Genomic DNA, 18,709 nt, shown 5'->3' with positions numbered 1-18,709 from the left:
GAGACCTTTCCACCTTCTTCGGGAACACCTGCGGTTCTGGATTCCGGGCTCCGCTGCGCGGCCCCGGAATGACCCGGAGCGTGTGAGATCCGGGAGAGCCAATCGAACTGGCTCACGGGACGGGGTCGAGGGCGGGTTTGTCATCGGTCGTCGGCCGGGCTCCCGATGAGCGTCGAGCTCCAGGTCACCACCCACTACTCCTTCCTGCGCGGCGCCTCCTCGCCGGAGGAGCTTTTTGCCGCCGCCGCCCTCCTCGGCATCCGGGCGCTCGCCGTCACCGACCGCAACACCCTCGCCGGAATGGTGCGGGCCCACGCCGCGGCGCGCACCACCGGTTGCCGCCTGATCGTCGGCTGCCGGCTCGACCTCGCCGAGGGCTGGAGCCTGCTCGTCTATCCCACCGACCGGGCGGCCTATGGCCGGCTGTGCCGGCTCCTCACCATCGGCCGCTCGCGCGAGCGGGCGCCCCACGGCGGTTGCCACCTGACAACCGCGGACGTCGCGGAGTGGAGCCGGGGCCTCCTGGCGGTGCTGCCGGCCGACCGGCCGGACGATGTCCTCACGGAGCGCCTGCGCCTCCTGAAGGCGATCTTCGGAAAAAACCTCTCCTGCGGCCTGTCGCGCCGCTTCGGCGTCAACGACCACCTGCGCCTGGACGGCATCGCGAGTCTCGCCCGCGCCGCGCGGGTGCCGTCGGTCGCCCTCGGCGACGTGCTCTACCACGTCCCCGAGCGGCGGATGATGCAGGACGTGGTCACCTGCATCCGCCTGAAGACCACCATCGCGGCGGCGGGTTTTGCCCGCGAGCGCCATGCCGGGCGCCACCTGCAGGAGCCCGACGAGACCGCGCGCCTGTTCGCCCGCCATCCGGAGACGCTGGTCCGCGCCGCTTCCATCGCCGAATCCTGCCGCTTCTCGCTCGACGAGCTGACCTACACCTACCCGGACGAGGCCGGCGAGGATGGTCGCCCGGCGCAGGTGCGCCTCGCGGCGATGACCTGGGAGGGGGCGGCGCGGCGCTATCCGGGCGGCGTGCCGGCGGCGGTGCGCAAGCAACTGGGCGACGAACTCGACCTCGTCGCCAAGAAGAACTACGCGCCGTACTTCCTCACCGTCGAGGCGATCGTCCGCTACGCGCGGAGCCAAGGCATCCTGTGCCAGGGCCGCGGCTCGGCGGCGAACTCGGCGATCTGCTGGTGCCTCGGCATCACCGCCATCGACCCCGTCGAGCAGGGGCTGCTCTTCGCCCGCTTCATCAACGAGAATCGCGACGAGCCACCCGACATCGACGTCGATTTCGAGCACGAGCGCCGGGAGGAGGTGATCCAGTGGATCTACGCCACCTACGGCCGCGAGCGCGCGGCGCTCACCGCCACGGTGATCCGCTACGGCGCCCGCGGCGCGGTGCGGGAGGTCGGCAAGGTCCTGGGCGTGCCGGAGGACGTCACCGGCGCGCTCGCCCGCCTGGTCTGGGGCTGGTCGCGCGAGGGCGTCGGCGAGCGGGAAGCCAAGGCGCTCGGCCTCGACCTCTCGGCGCGCCCCTTGCGGCTGACGCTGGAGATCGCCCGGGCGCTCATCGGCACGCCGCGCCATTTCGGCCAGCATCCCGGCGGCTTCGTCCTCACCCTCGACCGGCTCGACCTGCTCTGCCCGGTGGTGCCGGCCCGGATGGAGAACCGCCAGATCATCGAGTGGGACAAGGACGACATCGAGGTCCTGCGGTTCATGAAGGTCGACGTGCTCGGCCTCGGCATGCTCGGCTGCCTGCGCCGGGCCTTCGCGCTCCTCGCCGAGCACAGGCCCGAGACGAATCCGCCGCGGGAGATCGCCGACATTCCGCCGAACGACGAGCCGACCTACGAAATGATCCGGCGCGCCGACACGATCGGGGTCTTCCAGATCGAGAGCCGGGCGCAGATGGCGATGCTGCCGCGGATGAAGCCCGAGAACCTCTACGACCTGACGATCGAGGTCGCGATCGTGCGGCCGGGCCCGATCCAGGGCGACATGGTCCACCCCTATCTCCGCCGGCGCCGCGGGCTCGATCCCGTCACCTACCCGACCAGGGAATTGGAGACCGTGCTCGGGCGCACCCTCGGCGTGCCTTTGTTCCAGGAGCAGGCGATGCAGGTCGCGATCGTCGCCGCCGGCTTCACCGCCGAGGAGGCCGACGGCCTGCGCCGGGCGATGGGCACCTTCAAGGGCGACGGCACGATTAACCTCTACGAGGACAAGCTCGTCCAGGGCATGATCGCCAACGGCTACGACCCGGATTTCGCCGCCCGCACCTACCGCCAGCTCGAAGGCTTCGGCTCCTACGGCTTCCCGGAGAGCCACGCCGCCTCCTTCGCCCTCATCGCCTACGCCTCGTCCTGGCTGAAGTGCCGGCACCCCGACGTGTTCGCTTGCGCCCTCCTCAACGCCCAGCCGATGGGCTTCTACGCCCCGGCCCAGATCGTGCGCGATGCCCGCGCCCACGGGGTCGAGGTGCGGCCGATCAGCATCAACGCCTCGCGCTGGGACTGCACCCTGGAGCCGGTCGGCGACGGGCACCTCGCTGTGCGCCTCGGCCTGCGGCTGGTGCGCGGCCTGGGCAATCAGGACGGCGCCCGGATCGCCACGGTGCGGGAGGCCGACCTGTTCCGTTCGGTCGAGGACCTGTGGCGCCGGGCCGGGCTCTCGCTGAAAGGTCTGCGCAGCCTCGCCGCCGCCGACGCCTTCGCCTGCCTCGGGGTGGAGCGGCGCGAGGCCCTGTGGGCGATCCGCGGCCTCGCGCCGGCGCCCCTGCCGCTCTTCGCGGCGGCCGACCGGCGCGAGGCGGTGCCGTCCCCCGAACTCGCCGAGCCGCCGGTGCAGCTCGCGCCCCTCGGGGAGGGGGCCGCCGTGGTGGCGGATTACCGTGCGTCGGGCTTGAGCCTCGGCCGCCACCCGATCGCCTTCCTGCGGGCGACGTTGTCCCGCGACGGCGTCTCGACCTGCGCCACCTTGCGCCGCCTGCGCGACGGCGCCCGGGTGACGGTGGCCGGGCTGGTGCTGGTGCGCCAGAAGCCAGGCTCGGCCAAGGGCGTGATGTTCATCACCCTCGAGGACGAGACCGAGGTCGCCAACCTGGTGATCTGGCCGGCCCTGTTCACCCGCCAGCGCAGCCTGATCCTCCAGGCCGGCCTGATGGCCGCCCGCGGCCGGGTGCAGCGCGAGGGCGAGGTGATCCACCTCGTCGCCGAGCACCTGATCGACCGCTCGGACCTCCTGGGCCGGGTGGCGGAGGACGCGGCCGGGACGCTCACGGTCGATGGCGGGCGGGGGGACGAGGCGCGGCGCGGGAGTGCGGATCCGCGGGGCGCGGCGCGGCCGCTGCGGGTGGGGAGCCGGGATTTCCGGTGAATGTCGTTCGACCAGCACGATGGCGATCGTAGACTCTCTCGTTACCTGAGCGCCGCGCGGCGGAATCTGGGATGACGCAGGGAATATAAGGACGATCGTGCGATTTCGATTGCATATCGGATCAATTAAGTTCGAAAATGTGGTCCGGTCGGCCGTCTGCGCTGGCTGGTCATGCCGAGAGATGCTTGCGGGACCCGCTCGGACATTGCCAGGGTCAATCACGAAGATCATCATGTTGTCGCTCAAGCTTATTCCTGTCGAGAGCTCGGCCGGCTTTGTGATGCCGAAGAAAGTGATGGTGCGCCTCAAGATCGGAGTAGGTGATACCGTGCTCCTGACTGAGGCGCCGAACGGCTACTGGCTGACAGCCGACGATCTGTGTTCGAAGGAGCAGATGGACGCAGCGCGAAGGATCATGAGGCGTCGCCGCAATGTTCTGCGTGAACTCGCTGAGTAACGAGCAGGGCGAGTGCGACACAACCTCGGTCATCCGCTACGGCGCCGGACAAACCGAGGGCAGACCGGCTGTATCCTGCTTGACCTTTCGATATATACCCCCATTATGGGGGTGTTGCGAGGCGCTATGACCGAGAAGCAGAAGCCTCATTACGATTTGGCTGCCGTCAAGGCCGCCTTCGCTGATCCGACGCGGCTCAACCGTTCTTTTGCCTCTCGACGTGGGGCATTCGCGTTGGACATTGATGATGCAGGGGTCGTCGCGATCGTGCAAGCTCTGCGAATCTCGGATTTCGACAAGGCTATGACGTCGTACTCCGACCACAAGATATGGCAGGACGTCTATAAGCCAATGCGCGACGGGAGAACGCTCTACGTCAAATTCACGGTCGATAGCGCGGGAGAATTTCTGCTGATCAGCTTCAAGGAGTCGTGAGCCGTGGCGAAGAGGACACCGAGAAATTATCCTGAGACGATGCCGAGCGCGGAGAGCGGCCGTCCCATGATGCGCGGCGAGAAGAAGCTGTCGATCGAGATCGATGGGCAGACCTTCAGCTACATGCAGCCCGGCTGGTGGTGCTCGTTGACCGATCCGGACGACGAGGAGGGACAGCTGGTCGACGAGGACAACCAGATCGCGGAACTGGCCGAACGGACGGCGAGGATGCTGGCCCGCGGAGAAACATTGTTCGTGCCGGTCGTCTTCCGGGCGCTGCGTGAACGGCTGGGTCTGTCGCAGCGGGAAGCGGGGTTGCTGTTCGGCACCGGCGAGAAGTCGTTCGAGAAATACGAGAGCGGAGAGATCAGTCCGTCCGAGCCGACCAAGCGGCTGCTGAGGCTGGCGATCCAGCATCCGGACCTGTTCGAGAAGCCCAAGCGCGGCGGATCCATGTCATCTTCCGTCAGTGATGCGACCCTTATCCATACCGCCTTGAGGGCCGTAGAGGTCGACCGGTTCTACGAGGGGCTGTTCGCGTCGACGCTAGCGTCGCCATCGCACTGACAGATCGACCCCACCGCCAGGCAGGTTGGCAACCTGCCTCGCGGCGGGAACGCTCGCCTCAATGTGCCGCCACCCCCCGCGCCGGCACGATGTCGTTGGCGATCACCTCGCCGAACGGGCCGTCGTTGCGGGCCCCCGTCGCGCCCGTCCCGGTGGTGCTGCGCAAGGGGAGCTTGGGGAAGACCAGCTCGGCGAACCGGTAGGCCTCCTCGAGGTGCGGGTAGCCCGAGAGGATGAAGCGGTCGATGCCGAGGTCGATATATTCCTTCATCCGGTCGGCGACCTGGTCGGGGGAGCCGACGAGGGCGGTGCCGGCCCCGCCCCGCACCAGGCCGACGCCGGCCCAGAGGTTCGGCGAGACCACGAGCTTGTCGCGCCGGCCGCCATGGAGCTGCATCATCCGGCTCTGGCCGACGGAGTCCTGGCGCGCCAGGGTCGCCTGCGCCTTGGCGATGGTGGCGTCGTCGAGGCGCGAGATCAGCGACTCCGCCGCCTCCCAGGCCGCGCCTTCCGTCTCGCGCACGATCACGTGCAGGCGGATGCCGTAGGAGAAGGTTTTTCCGCGCTTCTCCGCCGCCTCGCGGGCCCGCGCGATCTTGTCCGCCACGTCGGCCGGGGGCTCGCCCCAGGTCAGGTAGACGTCGCAATGCTCGGCCGCGACCTCGATGCCGGCCGGCGACGAGCCGCCGAAATAGAGCGGCGGGTAGGGTTTTTGCACCGGCGGGAAGATCAGGCGCCCGTCCTCCAGCCGCAGGTGCTCGCCCTCGTAGGTCACGGTCTCGCCGGAGAGGAGCCCGCGCCAGACCCGCAGGAACTCGTCGGTCACCGCGTAGCGCTCGTCATGGGCGAGGAACACGCCGTCGCCGCGCAGCTCCACCGGATCGCCGCCCGTGACCACGTTGATCAGGAGCCGCCCGTCCGAGATCCGGTCGAGGGTCGCGGCCATGCGGGCGGCGGTGGAGGGCAATTGCAGGCCCGGGCGCACGGCCACCAGGAAGCGCAGGCGCTTGGTCAGCGGCGCGAGCGCCGAGGCGACGACCCAGGAATCCTCGCAGGAGCGCCCGGTCGGCAAGAGCACGCCGAAATAGCCGAGCTCGTCGGCGGCCTGGGCGATCTGGCGCAGGTAGGGCAGGGTGACGGCCCGGGCCCCTTCCTGCGCGCCGAGATAGCGGCCGTCGCCGTGCGTGGGCAGGAACCAGAGGACGTCGGTCTGGCCGGTCATGGGGGACTCCGTGAAGAGGTTTTAAGCGCCGATCTGCCTGCCGGAGCAGACGAGAGGACACCGACATCGAGAACTCTCCGCGTCATCCCGGGGTTCGCCGGAGGCGAGAACCCGGGATCCATAAACGCTGACGCTTCAGGATGAGGCGAAACGCGATCCGCCCCTTTCTCCAACGTCGGCGTTTATGGATCCCGGGTTCCGCTTTCGCGGCCCCGGGATGACGCGGAGGGTGACAGTGTCGTCGGGCGAATCAACCCCGCCCATCGAGAAGATGATCGAGGATGCGCCCCTCCAAAGCCGCCAGCTCCGGATCGCCGCGGCGGCGCGGGCGGGGCACCGGCACCGCGACGTCGAGGGCGATGCGGCCGGAATCGACCACCAGGATGCGGTCGGCGAGCGCCACCGCCTCGGCAACGTCGTGGGTGACGAGGAGGGCGGTGAAGCCTTGCGCGCGCCAGATCCGCTCGATCATCGCCTGCATGTCGATGCGGGTCAGCGCATCGAGGGCGCCGAGGGGCTCGTCAAGGGCGAGGAGTCCCGGGCGGCTGACCAGGGCGCGGGCGAGCGCCACCCGCTGGCGCTGGCCGCCCGAGAGGGTCGAGGGCCATTGCCCGGCCTTGTCGGACAGGCCGACCTCCTTCAATGCGGCGGCAGCACGCTCCCGCCGCTCCGCCGCCGAGCCGTCGCGCAAGCCCACCGCGACGTTGTCGAGGACCCGCGCCCAGGGCAGAAGCCGCGGCTCCTGGAACATGATCCGGCGCGGCGCCTCCCCGCCCTCGACGGCGACGCGGCCCGCGCTCGGCGTCTCGAGATCGAGGATCAGGCGCAGCAGGGTGGACTTGCCGCAGCCCGAGCGCCCGACCACGGCGACGAACTGGCCGGCCGGGATGTGCAGGTCGAGCCCGTCGATGACGGGTTTTCCGCCGTCGAAGCTCTTCGACAGGCCGCGCAGGGTGAGGCCGAGGCCGGCCGTCCTCCGGTCGCGGGCGATCTCCCGGTCGATCTGGTTCTCCCTGGCCTCGCGGCGCAGGCGGGCCGGGGAGGCGGGCGAAAAACCCTCGAAGCGGCGCAGGGTGCTGGCGATCATGGAACAAAGATCCTGGAAGCGGGGAGCGGGGCGTCAGGCCGAGCGGTAGGCCGGGTTCCAGGCGAGGCAGGCCCGCTCCAGCTGGCGGGTCAGCAGGTCGGCGACCTTGCCCAGCAGCGCGTAGATCAGGATCGCCAGCACCACGACGTCGACCAGCATGAACTCGCGGGCCTGCATCGCCATGTAGCCCAGCCCCGACGAGGCCGAGATCGTCTCGGCGACGATCAGCGTCAGCCACATGATGCCGAGCGCGTAGCGCAGGCCGACGAAGACCGAGGGCAGGGCGCCGGGCAAAACCACGCGCCGGAACAGCTCGGGCCCCGACATGCCGTAGATCCGGCCCATCTCCACCAGCTGCGGATCGACCGAGCGGATGCCGTGCAGGGTGTTGGCGTAGATCGGGAAGAACACGCCGAGCGCCACCAGGAAGAGCTTCGCCTCTTCGCCGATGCCGAACCACAGGATCACCAGCGGGATCAGCGACAGGTGCGGGATGTTGCGGATCATCTGCACGGTGGTGTCGGTGAGCCGGTCGGACAGGCGCGACAGCCCGTTGGCGAGGCCTAAGGCGAAGCCGATGCCGCCGCCGATGAGGAAGCCGCTCGCCGCCCGCAGGAAGCTGACGCCGAGATTGGTCCAGAGCTCGCCGGTCTCGGCCAAGCGCCAGCCGGCGGCGGCCACGTCGAGGGGGGCGGGCATCAGCCGGGTCGAGACGAGGCCAGCCGAGCCGGCGGCCTGCCAGCCGAGGAGGATCGCGGCCGGCAGGAGCCAGGGGGCGAAGCGCCGCGCCGCCGCGGCGGGGGAGGGGAGGGTGGGCAAGTGACGCGAAGACATGAGTGTCAGCCGTTCTGCGGGACGGGCGCGCGGAGCGCGTCGGCGATGCGGATCGGGCGCGGGATCAACCCGAGGGCGTGAAAGCGGTCGGCGACGCGCTGCTGCTCGCTCACCGCCCCGGAGGTCATCGGGCCGATGACGTAGTCGGTGCGGTCGACGGCGCGCCGGGTCGCGGGCAGCGGCACGCCGGTGCCCTTGGAGAGGATCGCCGCCACCTCGCCGCGGTTGGCCTCGCACCAGCGCGCGACGTCGGCGAGCGCGTCGAGGGCGGCGTCGAGCACCCGGCCGCGCTCGGCGGCGACGGTCTTGTGGGCGAGGAAGAAGCTGTTGGGCTTGGCGATGTCGTTGGCGGGCGACAGCACCCGGGTCGTCGGCTGCATCTCCGCGATGGCGAAGTACGGGTCCCAGATCGTCCAGGCATCGACGCTGCCGCGGGCGAAGGCGGCGGCCGCGTCGGCCGGCGCCAGGGTCACCGGCTCGATGTCGCGGTAGGTGAGCCCCGCCGTCTCCAGGGCCGCGATGGTGAGGTTGTGCGCGCTCGACGCCTTGGCGAAGGCGACGCGCTTTCCCTTCAGGTCCGCCAGGCTGCGGATCGGAGAGCCCTTCTGCACCAGGATCGCGGCGCCCGAGCCCGCCGCTTCCATCGCCGCCACGTAGACCAGAGGGCTCCCGGCCGCCTGCGCGAAGATCGGCGGCGCATCGCCGGTCGGGCCGAAATCGATGGCCCCTAAGCTGATCGCCTCGAGGAGCGGCGGGCCGAACGAGAACTCGACCCAGGTCACGGCGACGCCGAGGGGCTTGAGCTTCGCCTCGATCGCACCCTGCTGCTTGGCTACGACCAGGATGCCGCTCTTCTGGTAGCAGATGCGCAGGGTGTCACTGGCCGCGGCGCGGGCCGGCAGGGCGGCGCCCGCGAGCGCCGCGGCCAGCAGGGTGCGGCGGTCGATCACCGGGCACCCCCGGCGACGCGGGCGAGCGGCGCAACCGCGGCGGCGCGGGTACCGGCGAGGGCGGCGAGCTGGCTGCCGGCCTCGGCCACGCGCTGGCGGATCGCCGCGGAGTCGAGGCCGCCCTCGCGGAAGTCGGCATCCGAGGCGTAGACGGCGGTCGGCACGGTGAGCGCGGTGAAGAAGCCGAAGAGCGGGCGCAAGGCGTGCTCGACGACGAGCGCGTGGCGCGGCCCGCCGCCGGTGGCGGCGAGCGCCACCGGCTTGCCGGCCAGGGCCTCCGGGGCCACGAGGTCGAACAGGTGCTTGAACAGGCCCGTATAGGCGCCCTTGTAGACGGGGGTGCCGACCACGAGGGCGTCGGCCTCCTCCACCGCCTCGACGAGGCGGCGGGCCGGCAGGGAGAGCTGGTCGCGGGTGAGCGCGGCCCCGAGGCCGGGGCCGGCATCGACGAGGTCGAAGATCCGCACCTCGACCGGCAGCCGCACGGCCGCCTCGGCGGCGATCGCCTCGACCAGGGTGCGGGTCTTCGAGGGCCGCTTGATGTTCGCGGAGAAGCCGACGAGGCGCGGTCGCGTCATGGAAGTCGATTCCGATGGTCGAGGGTGGGGCACGGACGGAGCGTCGCGGCCCCGGTGCTCGATGCCGTCGAAGATGCGGCCGGCCCCGAGATCCGTCAATGAAATGAGATTTTAAATGCGCGTATAGCGGGAGTTGATCCTGCTACGATGGCGACGGAAGAGAGAAAAAGCGACTTTCATCGCGCCTGTGACTGAGAATGATCGTGGGTTTATCGCAAGGTATGTTGGTCCGGTGGCGGTCGTCGGCACAGGGCGACGGCCGGGGCGGTGACGCGACCGTGCAGGACCATGCCGATTACCCGGCCGCCCGGACTCAAGGATTTTCGAGTATTGGACGGGGATTAAATCCGCATGACAAACGTATCAGAGTCCGATCGACCGCTATATGGGAGTTTAAGCCGGCAAATGGAATACGGTTCCCGGCAAAAATACTCGCTCTCGATCGGTCTCATGGCGATCGACACCGCCGCGCCGTTGCGGTAATCGAGCGTCTGCGCTGATCGCTGCTTCAGCACAGATCCAGATCATATTGCCAGGGGCCCCCGACGATGTTCAACATGTTCAAGTCGCAGACCTCGCTCGACCTCACGCCGCGGACCTGCCTCGCGGTCTCGCTGATCTACTGCATGAGCGCCGACGGCGAGATCGACCCGGAGGAGATCGGCCACCTGATGTCGGTGCTCGGCCGCAACGCGACGCGCCAGAGTCTCGAATCCGCCGTCAAGTACGCCCGCGCCACCCAGCCGGCCCAGTTCCTGGCCGACGCCGCGCCCCGCCTGCGCCCCGAGCAGCGGCTCTGCATCATCCTCAACATGATCGACAGCGCCATGGCCGACGGCGAGGCCGAGGCGGGCGAGCAGCAGCTGATCATGCAGTTCGCCCAGGCCTTCGGCCTCTCCGAGAACGACCTGAACCCGTACTTCCGGGCCCTGGTGGCGAAGAACGACCGGGCGGTGCTGGATCGCTGAGGCGGGGGCCGGGCGTCGGAGGGGGACGCCCCGGCATCCGTCCAGGCGCAACGCCCTTTCCCGGGCCCATGCAGCGACAGCGGAATGGGACCCGGGATCCAGCGCAAAAAGTCGCGAAGCGTCCTTGCGCCTGCAACGGCGCAGTCAAGGAGCCGCTTCGCGGCACGTCTCTCCTGGATTCCGGATCTCCTTCCGCTGACGCTTCAGTCGTCCGGAAAAGGGAACCGGTATCCCGACGTGGGCGGACCACGCTTCGCGGTCGCCCTCACACCACCGGGTTCACCAACTCCTCCCCCCGCCGCAGCCGCCCCAGATTCTCGATCAGCAGGTCGATCACCCGGCCCTCGTAGAGGCTGGTCTCGCCGGCGCTGTGGGGGGTGACGATCACATTCGGCATGCGCCAGAACGGCGCCTCGGGCGGCAGCGGCTCGTCGCGAAAGCAGTCGAGGCCGGCGCCGGCGATGCCACCCTCGGCGAGCGCCCGCGCCAGGGCGTCCTGGTCGACCACGCGGCCGCGGGCGACGTTGATCAGGAGCGCGTCGGGCTTCATCGCCGCGAGCGCCGCCCCGTCGATCAAACCTTCCGTCTCCGGCGTCAGCGGGCAGGCGAGCGCCACCACGTCGGCCTGACCGAGCGCCTCGTGCAGCCGGTCGGGCGAGACCACCGCCTCGACCGGATCGCCGGCCTGAAGCGGGCGCCGGCGCAGGCCGATCACCCGCATATCGAAGGCTTGGGCCAGCCGGGCGATGCGGGTGCCGATGCGCCCGAGGCCGATCACCAGCAGGGTTTTGCCGCCGAGCTCCCGCTCGCGCTGGCCCGGATCGGCGATCATCGGCCGCCAGGTCGCGGCGGCCTGGTTGCGCAGGGCCTCCGGCAGGTGGCGGGTGAGGCCGAGCATCAGCGCGAGGGCGTGCTCGGCCACGGCGCGCTCGTTGCCGCCCTGCGCGCTGGCGAGCCGGATGCCGCGCTCGCGCAGAAGATCCCTCGGGAACTGGTCGGTGCCGGCGCTGACCGACTGGATGAAGCGCAGGCGTGGCGCTCGCTCCAGCAGGGAATGGCGCCAGAGCCCCGAGACCACCAGCACCTCGGCCTCCGCCACCGCCTCTTCCAGCGCCGCGAGGTCGCGCACCTCGACGAAGGGCTGGGGCGCGCCCTTCGCCCGGTACGCGTCGCCGAGGCGGTAGGCGGCGTGGGCGAGGACGATGGGGCCTTCGAGGGCGGGTGCGGTCATCGGCGGGCGGCTCGCGGGCGTGGGGAAGCGGGACCGCGGGAGTTCACACCGGGCGCGAGGCCGAGGCAAGCCGGCGCGCCGCGTCGAAACATGAAAGCCCGCCCCCGCTTGCGCAGGGACGGGCTTCACCGGCTCGCGAGAGCGATGATCCCGAACGGGGCGGACGGGATCCTCGTGCTCGATCAGCGGCCGTAGACGTACGGGGCGGCCGGGGCGTAGCCCGGGGGCACCTCGCGGACCAGCACGCCGCGCTCGTCGCGCGGATAGACGACGACGCTGCCGGTGCTGTCGACGGCCGGAGCGCCGCCCGGGGCGCCGTAGGCGCGCTCCTGGCCGGCGAGCGGGCCGCCGGCCTGCGAGCCCGCGCGGTTGTAGGGCGTGCCGCCCTGGGCGAAGGCGGGGGCGGCGGCAACGGTCAGCAGGGCCGCGGCAAGGGCGAGGCGGGTCTTCATCACAGTACCTGTCAGTTGAGGGGGACCGCGTTGCGGTTTCGCAGCGTCAACCATCCGCCCGGCGAAAGGTTCACTGCGACATGTGCGCTGCCGCACGCAGCCGCACCTGGGCGGTGCGGGGCACAGGATTACCTTGGATCGCGTCTAGCCTGGAGGAAGCCGCATGAGCGTCGACATCGTCCTGACGGTGAACGGCACGAGGCGCACGATCCCGATTCCGGACCCGCGCATCACCCTGCTCGATCTGCTGCGCGAGGGCCTGCACCTCACCGGTGCCAAGAAGGGCTGCGACCGCGGGCAGTGCGGCGCCTGCACGGTGCTGGTCGACGGGCGGCGGATCAATTCCTGCCTCGCGCTCGCGATCAGCCTCGACGGCGCCGAAATCCTGACGATCGAGGGATTGGCGGAGGGCGACCGCCTGCACCCGGTGCAGGAGGCCTTCATCGCCCATGACGGGTTCCAGTGCGGCTTCTGCACCCCGGGCCAGATCATGAGCGCCGTCGGGCTGATCCGCGAGGCGCAGGCCGGCAACGATCCCGAGCGGGTGCGCGAGGCGATGAGCGGTAACCTGTGCCGCTGCGGCGCCTACGCGGGCATCACCGAGGCGGTGCTGGAGGCGCAGGGCGCCATGAATCAGACAACCCGGCATCCGGCCACCCGGCAGGGAGAGGCGGCATGATCCCGTTCGAGTACGTCCGCGCCACCGACGTCGCCGGCGCGCTCGCCGCGGGGTCGGCCCCCGGCGCCGCCTACCTCGCCGCCGGCACCAACCTCCTCGACCTGATGAAGGGCGACGTCAGCCGGCCGACCCGCCTCGTCGACATCACCCGCCTGCCCGGCCTCGCGGCGGTCGAGCGGCGGGACGACGGCTCGGTGCGGATCGGGGCGCTCGCCCGCAACAGCGACCTCGCCCACGACCCCGCCTTCGCCAAGGCCTACCCGGCGGTGGCGGAGGCGCTGCTGTCGGGCGCCTCGGCGCAATTGCGCAACGCCGCGACGGCCGCCGGCAACGTGATGCAGCGCACCCGCTGCCCGTACTTCGCCGACACCGCCAGCGCCTGCAACAAGCGCGCACCCGGCAGCGGCTGCGACGCGCGGGGCGGCGAGACGCGGCTCCACGCGATCCTCGGCTGGAGCGAGGCCTGCATCGCCACCCACCCGTCGGATTTCTGCGTGCCCCTCGTGGCGCTCGGCGCGAGCGTCGAGATCGCCGGTCCCGCCGGGACGCGCGCCGTGCCGCTCGAGGATTTCCACCGCCTGCCCGGCGACGCGCCGGAGCGCGAGACGGTGCTCGAACCCGGCGAGCTGATCACCGCCCTCGTCCTGCCGCCGGAGGCCGCCGCCTTCGCCGGCCACAGCCGCTACCTCAAGGTCCGCGACCGCACGTCCTACGCCTTCGCGGTGGTCTCGGCCGCGGTGGGCCTGCGGCTCGATAACGGGCGCATCGCCGAGGCGCGGCTGGCGCTCGGCGGCGTCGCCCTCAAGCCCTGGCGGGCGAAGGCAGCGGAGAGCCTGCTCGCCGGCCGCACGCCCGACGACACCGCCTTCCGGGCGGCCGCCGACGCCGCCCTCGCGGGGGCAAAACCCTCCGGCGACAACGCCTTCAAGGTCGAGCTCGCCCGCCGCCTCGTGGTGCGGGCCTTGTCCCGCGCCGCGTCCGGCACGCCGGAGCGCCTGCCGGCGTTGCCGGGTTCCGCTTTCGCTCCCGCCCCGGAGGCCGCTCATGTCTGAGACCCGCCTGTCTGAGACCAAAATGTCCGAGACCGCTCCTCGGGCTCGCCACGGCTCGAATCTCGGCCAGCCGCTCACCCGCCGGGACGGGATCCTGAAGGTGACGGGCGCGGCGGCCTACGCCGCCGACCACCACCCGCCCGGGATGCTCTACGCGGTGATGGCGGTGAGCCGCATCGCCCGCGGCCGCGTCACCCATCTCGACGTCGCGGCGGCGCAGAGCCATCCCGGAATCGTCGCGGTGATGACGCCGCAGAACAAGCCCCAGCTCGCGCAGCACCCGGACGAGAAGCATGACGGCTTCACCTTCCGGCTCGACCTGCTGCAGGACGATCGGGTCCGCTACGCCAACCAGCCGGTCGCGGTGGTGATCGCCGAGACCCTGGAGGCCGCGACCGAGGGCGCCGCGCTGCTCAACCCCACCTACGAGGCCGAGACGCCGGCGGTCGGGCTCGATTCGGCGAAAGAGTTCACCCCGCCGGCGATCGGCGTCGGCGACCCGGCCGACCTGGAGACCGGCGACGTCGAAGCGGGCCTGGCCGCCGCCGCGAGGACGATCGAGGCGGCCTACGAGACGCCGGCCCAGTACCACAACGCGATGGAGCCGCACGCCGTCGTGGCGACCTGGGACGGTGATAAGCTCGACCTCGACATGCCCTCGCAGGGGCTGGCGATGGCACAAGGGCGCATCGCCGGCCTGTTCGGGATCTCAGCCAGCGACATCCGCATCCGCAGCCCGTTCCTCGGCGGCGGCTTCGGCTCGAAGGGGATGGTGGCGGGCCCGCAGGTGCTCGGCATCATGGCGGCCCGCCTCGTCGGCCGGCCGGTGAAGCTCGTCATGAGCCGGCCGCAGATGTTCGGCCCGGTCGGCCACCGCGCCCCGACCCGCCAGACCCTGCGCCTCGGCGCGGGCGAGGATGGCGGCCTCACCGCCCTCGACCACCACACGCTCACCGCCACCAGCACCTTCGACGACTTCATCGAGCCGAGCGGCGGCGTCTCGCACACGCTCTACGCCGCGCCAGCTTTGGCCACCCGGCACCGGGCAGTACGGCTCGATACCGGCACGCCGCTGTTCATGCGTGCGCCGGGCGAGGCCTCGGGCAGCGCGGCGCTGGAGGCCGCCATCGACGAGATGGCCGAGGCCTGCGGCATGGACCCGCTGGCGTTCCGCCTGCGCAACTACGCCGAGACCGAGCCGGCCTCCGGCAAGCCGTTCTCCTCGAAGGCCCTTCGGGCGTGCTACGCGCGCGGGGCGGAGGCCTTCGGGTGGAGCAGGCGTCCGCTGGCGCCCGGACAGATGCGCGATGCGAATGGGCTTCTCGTCGGCTGGGGCGTCGGCACCGCGACCTTCCCGGCCCTGATGTTCCAGGCCGAGGCGCGGGCGACGCTGAAGGCCAGCGGCGAGGCGGCGGTCGCGATCGGCGCCATCGACATGGGTCAGGGGGCCTGGACGGCGCTCGCCCAGATCGCCGCGGAAGAACTCGGCCTCGACATCGACGCGATCGACTTCCGCATCGGCTCCTCGGACCTGCCGAACGGCGGCATCGCCGGCGGCTCGGCCCACACCGCCACCGCCGGCACGGCGATCAAGGGCGCGGCGGCCGACGCCATCGCGCAGCTCACAGACCTCGCGACGCAGGATTCCCGCTCGCCGCTCTACGGCGCCGGCAATGCCGGGGTGATCGCCCGCGGCGGCCGGCTGGTGCGGCGGGACGACGAGAGCCGGTCCGAGGCCTTCACGGAGATCCTGGAGAGGGCCGGCCGGGATTCCGTCGAGGGCAAGGGCGCCGCCGGGCCCGACGCGGCGCGGGAGCACTACGCCATGCACGCCCACGGCGCGGTCTTCGCCGAGGTGACGGTCGATCCCGATCTCGGCCAGATCCGCGCGACGCGCCTTGTCGGCGCCTTCGCGGCCGGGCGGATCATCAACCCGCGGCTGGTGCGCAGCCAGTATTACGGCGGGATGATCTGGGGCGTCTCCTTCGCCCTGCACGAGCAGGCGGTGATGGACCCGCGCACCGGCCGGCCGATGAACGCCAACCTCGCCGAGTACCACGTGCCGGTGAACGCCGACGTGCCCTCGCTGGAGGCGATCCTGGTCGAGGAGGAGGATCCGCACGTCAACCCGCTCGGGATCAAGGGCGTGGGCGAGATCGGGGTCACGGGCAGCGCCGGGGCGATCGTGAACGCGATCTGGCACGCCACGGGCAAGCGGGTGCGGACGCTGCCGGTGACGCTGGACAAGCTGCTGTAGGGGAGCGCGTCTGGACCCTCCCCCTTCTGCGGGCTGGAGCATTTTTCCGGCGAAGTGGATGCGGGTTCGTTGAAGAAGATACGACAGGACCAAGACTTGGAGCCTGCTTGATTGTGAGGACGGCGCTGGCCGCCACCTTTCTCTCACCCACGCCCTCATCCTGAGGTGCGAGTGAAACGAGCCTCGAAGGAGGCCTCCAGGGATCGCGAGACTTCTGGAAGCTTCCTTTGAGGTCAGTCGATCTTCAATCGACTGACACCTCAGGATGAGGGCGTGGGTGGGATAATCTATCGATCAATCGAACAGGATCTCAGAAGTTGGAGCCTCCGGGAAACCCGGGGCGGTTCACTCTGCCAGTGGTCGCGGAACTGGGGCGGACCTGCGAGGGTAGCACCGACCACCTGCGCAACCCTCACCCCGTCGGTATGAGCTGGTTCGTGCGGATCGTGGCCTGCCACGGCGGCTGGAACGCTCCTGACGCGCCACCCGGTCCCAAGGTCGTCGGGCGCGGATGGCAACGCTTCTCCGCCATCCTCGCCGGCGCCCTCCTCGCGCGAGGCTTACTTCCGTCAAGGCCGTCGCCACACGGGAGAGGGGATCCCGCGACTTCCTGTTGTCGCGACGAGCCAGATCGAAATGTCATGCAGCGTCCGGCGCCGGGCTCGGGTAGGAGAGAGGCGGCCGGCCCGTCGTCAAGGTCGGTTGCAGGAGACGGCGCGTGCGCGCGAGAGAGCGGATCTGATTCCCGATGACCGCCCACGACCCCGCCCGCCCCGAGGCCCGGCCGGTCTCGCTGCACCAGCAGATCCTCTCCGAACTTCAGGGCCACATCCTGTCCGGCCGCTGGCCCCCCGGCCACCGCATCCCGTTCGAGCACGAGCTGACGGCACAGTTCGGCTGCTCGCGGATGACCGTCAACAAGGTGCTGACCCAGCTCGCCGCCGCCGGGCTGATCGAGCGGCGGCGCAAGGTCGGCTCCTTCGTGCGCCAGCCGCACTCGCAATCGGCGGTGCTGGAGATCCCGGAGATCCGCAGCGAGGTCGAGGCGCTCGGCCTGCCGTACCGCTTCGTCCTGCTCCAGCGCCGCCGCCGGCGCAGCACGCAAGCCGACCGCGCGGCGCTCGGGCTCGACGCGCCGGCCCCGGTCCTGGCGCTGACCGGCCGGCACGAGGCCGGGCCGCGGCCGTTCTGCCTGGAGGAGCGGCTGATCCACCTCGCGGCGGTGCCCGAGGCCGAGGCGCAGGACTTCGCCGTCGAGCCCCCGGGGGCGTGGCTCGTCCACCACGTGCCCTGGAGCGCGGCCGAGCACCGCATCCGCGCCCGGAGCGCCGATGCCGACCTCGCCGCCGCGATGGCCTGCCCCCCGGGCACGCCCTGCCTCGTCGTCGAGCGCCGCACCTGGAGCGCCGCACGCCCGGTCACCGTCGTGCGGCTGACCTATCCGGGCGAGGCGCACGAACTCGTCGCCCGTTTCGCGCCGTCACGTAACTGACGTCATACTCTAGCCCTCACAGGCCCGATCGGCTATCAGCCGCGCCGCCCCGGCAACGGCCGGGCTTGTCGGGCGTTCCGTACGGTCAGCGCCCGGCGCCCGCCGCCGCGCGGCGGGGCACGAACGGTCGAGGGTGATGCGGTACGAGGTCGAGCGGAAGTTCCTGGTCGCCCATGCGGGATGGCGCGAGCGGGCGGTGAGCCGGCACCGGCTGACGGACGGGCTCGTGGGCGAGTTCGCAGGCGGCAAGGTTCGGGTGCGGCTCGACGACGAGCGGGCCTGGCTCACCGTCAAGGGCCGGCGCGAGGGCCTGTCGCGGCCGGAATTCGAGTACGAGATCCCGCGCGACGAGGCCGCGGACATGCTGCGCCTCGTCTGCGAGACCTGCCTGATCGAGAAGACGCGCCACTGCGTGCCGCATGACGGGATGGTCTGGACCGTGGACGAGTATGGCGGCGCGCTCGCCGGCATGGTGCTCGCCGAGGTCGAGCTGGAGCACGAGGCGCAGGTCGTCGCCCTGCCGGACTGGCTCGGCCGCGAGGTCACCGCCGATGCCCGCTTTCGCCAGTCGACCCTGCTGCGGCTCGCCCGCGAGGCCGGCCGCCCGGTGACCCTGACCGAGGTGATCGCGGCACGCCTGTGAGGATACGGGCGCCGGCGGGACACCGAATCGTCACCGAAGCGGACCTGCCGGCGAGGACATACCGGCATTCCACAGCATGACCCGGCGATAAATGCCGCGGCCGGGCCCATTGCCGGGCGGTCGTTGTCCTTTGCCCAGGCATCGTCTAAGACGCGGCCCCAGAATAACCGAGCCACACCAGCCTGCGTCTTCCAAAGAGCCCCCGAAGCGGCCGTCAGGCCGCCGCGAAGAGCGGGCGAAGCGGACGCCGCCCCGCCCTCCGGACCATCCGGACGCGCGCGGGGATTCCCAGGCCGCGAGGGACCGACAGCGTCGGGGTACCGCGGCCGCCCTTCGAGGAAACCACCCGAAAAGGCCTTGTGCGGCGAGCCGGCGGCTCGCCCGCGAACGGACGCCTGTCACGGCCGGGGGCGCGCGCGCC

General features: G+C 71.0%; 17 protein-coding genes. 10 read left to right on the top strand and 7 right to left on the bottom strand.

Annotation, left to right across the window (positions count from 1 at the left end; all coding sequences use genetic code 11):
* The first annotated feature begins 165 nt into the window (after nt 1-165).
* The 4 genes from BM430_RS24300 (at nt 166) to BM430_RS24285 (ending at nt 4,843) form a co-directional block, all read left to right on the top strand.
* Nucleotides 166-3,384, top strand: coding sequence for an error-prone DNA polymerase (locus BM430_RS24300; RefSeq protein ID WP_093569813.1), 3,219 nt, complete (start codon nt 166-168; stop codon nt 3,382-3,384).
* Between the two features lie 232 nt (nt 3,385-3,616).
* Nucleotides 3,617-3,841 carry an AbrB/MazE/SpoVT family DNA-binding domain-containing protein gene (locus BM430_RS24295; RefSeq protein WP_093569812.1) on the top strand — a complete coding sequence of 75 codons (225 nt, stop codon included), beginning with the start codon at nt 3,617-3,619 and terminating at the stop codon, nt 3,839-3,841.
* Nucleotides 3,842-3,967: 126 nt separating this feature from the next.
* Nucleotides 3,968-4,276, top strand: coding sequence for a type II toxin-antitoxin system MqsR family toxin (locus BM430_RS24290; protein WP_177303161.1), 309 nt, complete (start codon nt 3,968-3,970; stop codon nt 4,274-4,276).
* Between the two features lie 66 nt (nt 4,277-4,342).
* A complete protein-coding gene (locus tag BM430_RS24285) occupies nt 4,343-4,843 on the top strand; it encodes a type II TA system antitoxin MqsA family protein (RefSeq protein ID WP_177303160.1) in 501 nt (166 codons plus the stop codon).
* Nucleotides 4,844-4,901: 58 nt separating this feature from the next.
* On the opposite strand, the gene ssuD is transcribed toward BM430_RS24285, so the two are convergent.
* From ssuD to msuE, 5 genes are all read right to left on the bottom strand, one after another.
* Nucleotides 4,902-6,065, bottom strand: a complete 1,164-nt coding sequence (gene ssuD, locus BM430_RS24280; protein ID WP_093569809.1) for an FMNH2-dependent alkanesulfonate monooxygenase — start codon at nt 6,063-6,065, stop codon at nt 4,902-4,904.
* Nucleotides 6,066-6,315: 250 nt separating this feature from the next.
* A complete protein-coding gene (locus tag BM430_RS24275; RefSeq protein ID WP_093569808.1) occupies nt 6,316-7,152 on the bottom strand; it encodes an ATP-binding cassette domain-containing protein in 837 nt (278 codons plus the stop codon).
* 33 nt (nt 7,153-7,185) lie between these two features.
* Nucleotides 7,186-7,986: an aliphatic sulfonate ABC transporter permease SsuC gene (ssuC, locus tag BM430_RS24270; RefSeq protein ID WP_093569807.1), complete on the bottom strand. Its 801-nt coding sequence runs from the start codon at nt 7,984-7,986 to the stop codon at nt 7,186-7,188.
* A 5-nt stretch (nt 7,987-7,991) separates the two neighbouring features.
* Nucleotides 7,992-8,936, bottom strand: coding sequence for an aliphatic sulfonate ABC transporter substrate-binding protein (locus tag BM430_RS24265; RefSeq protein WP_093569806.1), 945 nt, complete (start codon nt 8,934-8,936; stop codon nt 7,992-7,994).
* Complete coding sequence (gene msuE, locus BM430_RS24260; protein WP_093569805.1) at nt 8,933-9,514, bottom strand: FMN reductase; 582 nt, start codon at nt 9,512-9,514, stop codon at nt 8,933-8,935. The genes BM430_RS24265 and msuE overlap by 4 nt, the downstream gene beginning before the upstream one ends.
* Before the next feature lie 557 nt (nt 9,515-10,071).
* Here msuE and BM430_RS24255 point away from each other — a divergent pair.
* Nucleotides 10,072-10,482, top strand: a complete 411-nt coding sequence (locus BM430_RS24255; protein WP_244539644.1) for a tellurite resistance TerB family protein — start codon at nt 10,072-10,074, stop codon at nt 10,480-10,482.
* 265 nt (nt 10,483-10,747) lie between these two features.
* On the opposite strand, the gene BM430_RS24250 is transcribed toward BM430_RS24255, so the two are convergent.
* Together BM430_RS24250 and BM430_RS24245 are read right to left on the bottom strand one after the other, a co-directional pair.
* Nucleotides 10,748-11,713 carry a D-2-hydroxyacid dehydrogenase gene (locus BM430_RS24250; RefSeq protein WP_093569803.1) on the bottom strand — a complete coding sequence of 322 codons (966 nt, stop codon included), beginning with the start codon at nt 11,711-11,713 and terminating at the stop codon, nt 10,748-10,750.
* 182 nt (nt 11,714-11,895) lie between these two features.
* Nucleotides 11,896-12,165 (bottom strand): hypothetical protein, encoded by a 270-nt coding sequence (locus BM430_RS24245; protein WP_093569802.1) that lies wholly within the window; start codon nt 12,163-12,165, stop codon nt 11,896-11,898.
* Nucleotides 12,166-12,328: 163 nt separating this feature from the next.
* Between BM430_RS24245 and BM430_RS24240 the strand changes: the two genes are divergently transcribed.
* The 5 genes from BM430_RS24240 to BM430_RS24220 all read left to right on the top strand — a co-directional run bounded on the left by BM430_RS24240 (nt 12,329) and on the right by BM430_RS24220 (nt 18,288).
* Nucleotides 12,329-12,844, top strand: a complete 516-nt coding sequence (locus tag BM430_RS24240; RefSeq protein WP_093569801.1) for a (2Fe-2S)-binding protein — start codon at nt 12,329-12,331, stop codon at nt 12,842-12,844.
* The gene (locus tag BM430_RS24235) at nt 12,841-13,896 is read left to right on the top strand and encodes an FAD binding domain-containing protein (protein ID WP_093569800.1); all 1,056 of its coding nucleotides are present in this window, start codon (nt 12,841-12,843) and stop codon (nt 13,894-13,896) included. Before BM430_RS24240 ends, BM430_RS24235 begins: the two co-directional genes overlap by 4 nt.
* A gap of 22 nt (nt 13,897-13,918) precedes the next feature.
* Complete coding sequence (locus BM430_RS24230) at nt 13,919-16,153, top strand: xanthine dehydrogenase family protein molybdopterin-binding subunit (protein WP_093569799.1); 2,235 nt, start codon at nt 13,919-13,921, stop codon at nt 16,151-16,153.
* A gap of 748 nt (nt 16,154-16,901) precedes the next feature.
* Nucleotides 16,902-17,645 (top strand): histidine utilization repressor, encoded by a 744-nt coding sequence (gene hutC, locus BM430_RS24225; RefSeq protein ID WP_093569798.1) that lies wholly within the window; start codon nt 16,902-16,904, stop codon nt 17,643-17,645.
* Nucleotides 17,646-17,781: 136 nt separating this feature from the next.
* On the top strand, nt 17,782-18,288 hold the full coding sequence (locus tag BM430_RS24220; protein ID WP_093569797.1) for a CYTH domain-containing protein: 507 nt from the start codon (nt 17,782-17,784) through the stop codon (nt 18,286-18,288).
* Nucleotides 18,289-18,709: the final 421 nt, after the last annotated feature.

The organism is Methylobacterium sp. 174MFSha1.1 (genome assembly GCF_900116815.1).
In the GTDB taxonomy this organism is placed as follows: Bacteria; Pseudomonadota; Alphaproteobacteria; order Rhizobiales; family Beijerinckiaceae; genus Methylobacterium.
Note: the sequence above shows the minus strand (reverse complement) of the source record. Positions and strands in the feature narration are given on the sequence as shown.

Bases quoted from the DNA above. Each gene is read 5' to 3' on its own strand.
- BM430_RS24300 (WP_093569813.1), top strand. From the start codon at position 166: ATGAGCGTCGAGCTCCAGGTCACCACCCACTACTCCTTCCTGCGCGGC.
- BM430_RS24295 (WP_093569812.1), top strand. From the start codon at position 3,617: ATGTTGTCGCTCAAGCTTATTCCTGTCGAGAGCTCGGCCGGCTTTGTG.
- BM430_RS24290 (WP_177303161.1), top strand. From the start codon at position 3,968: ATGACCGAGAAGCAGAAGCCTCATTACGATTTGGCTGCCGTCAAGGCC.
- BM430_RS24285 (WP_177303160.1), top strand. From the start codon at position 4,343: ATGATGCGCGGCGAGAAGAAGCTGTCGATCGAGATCGATGGGCAGACC.
- ssuD (WP_093569809.1), bottom strand. From the start codon at position 6,065: ATGACCGGCCAGACCGACGTCCTCTGGTTCCTGCCCACGCACGGCGAC.
- BM430_RS24275 (WP_093569808.1), bottom strand. From the start codon at position 7,152: ATGATCGCCAGCACCCTGCGCCGCTTCGAGGGTTTTTCGCCCGCCTCC.
- ssuC (WP_093569807.1), bottom strand. From the start codon at position 7,986: ATGTCTTCGCGTCACTTGCCCACCCTCCCCTCCCCCGCCGCGGCGGCG.
- msuE (WP_093569805.1), bottom strand. From the start codon at position 9,514: ATGACGCGACCGCGCCTCGTCGGCTTCTCCGCGAACATCAAGCGGCCC.
- BM430_RS24255 (WP_244539644.1), top strand. From the start codon at position 10,072: ATGTTCAAGTCGCAGACCTCGCTCGACCTCACGCCGCGGACCTGCCTC.
- BM430_RS24250 (WP_093569803.1), bottom strand. From the start codon at position 11,713: ATGACCGCACCCGCCCTCGAAGGCCCCATCGTCCTCGCCCACGCCGCC.
- BM430_RS24245 (WP_093569802.1), bottom strand. From the start codon at position 12,165: ATGAAGACCCGCCTCGCCCTTGCCGCGGCCCTGCTGACCGTTGCCGCC.
- BM430_RS24240 (WP_093569801.1), top strand. From the start codon at position 12,329: ATGAGCGTCGACATCGTCCTGACGGTGAACGGCACGAGGCGCACGATC.
- BM430_RS24235 (WP_093569800.1), top strand. From the start codon at position 12,841: ATGATCCCGTTCGAGTACGTCCGCGCCACCGACGTCGCCGGCGCGCTC.
- BM430_RS24230 (WP_093569799.1), top strand. From the start codon at position 13,919: ATGTCCGAGACCGCTCCTCGGGCTCGCCACGGCTCGAATCTCGGCCAG.
- hutC (WP_093569798.1), top strand. From the start codon at position 16,902: ATGACCGCCCACGACCCCGCCCGCCCCGAGGCCCGGCCGGTCTCGCTG.
- BM430_RS24220 (WP_093569797.1), top strand. From the start codon at position 17,782: ATGCGGTACGAGGTCGAGCGGAAGTTCCTGGTCGCCCATGCGGGATGG.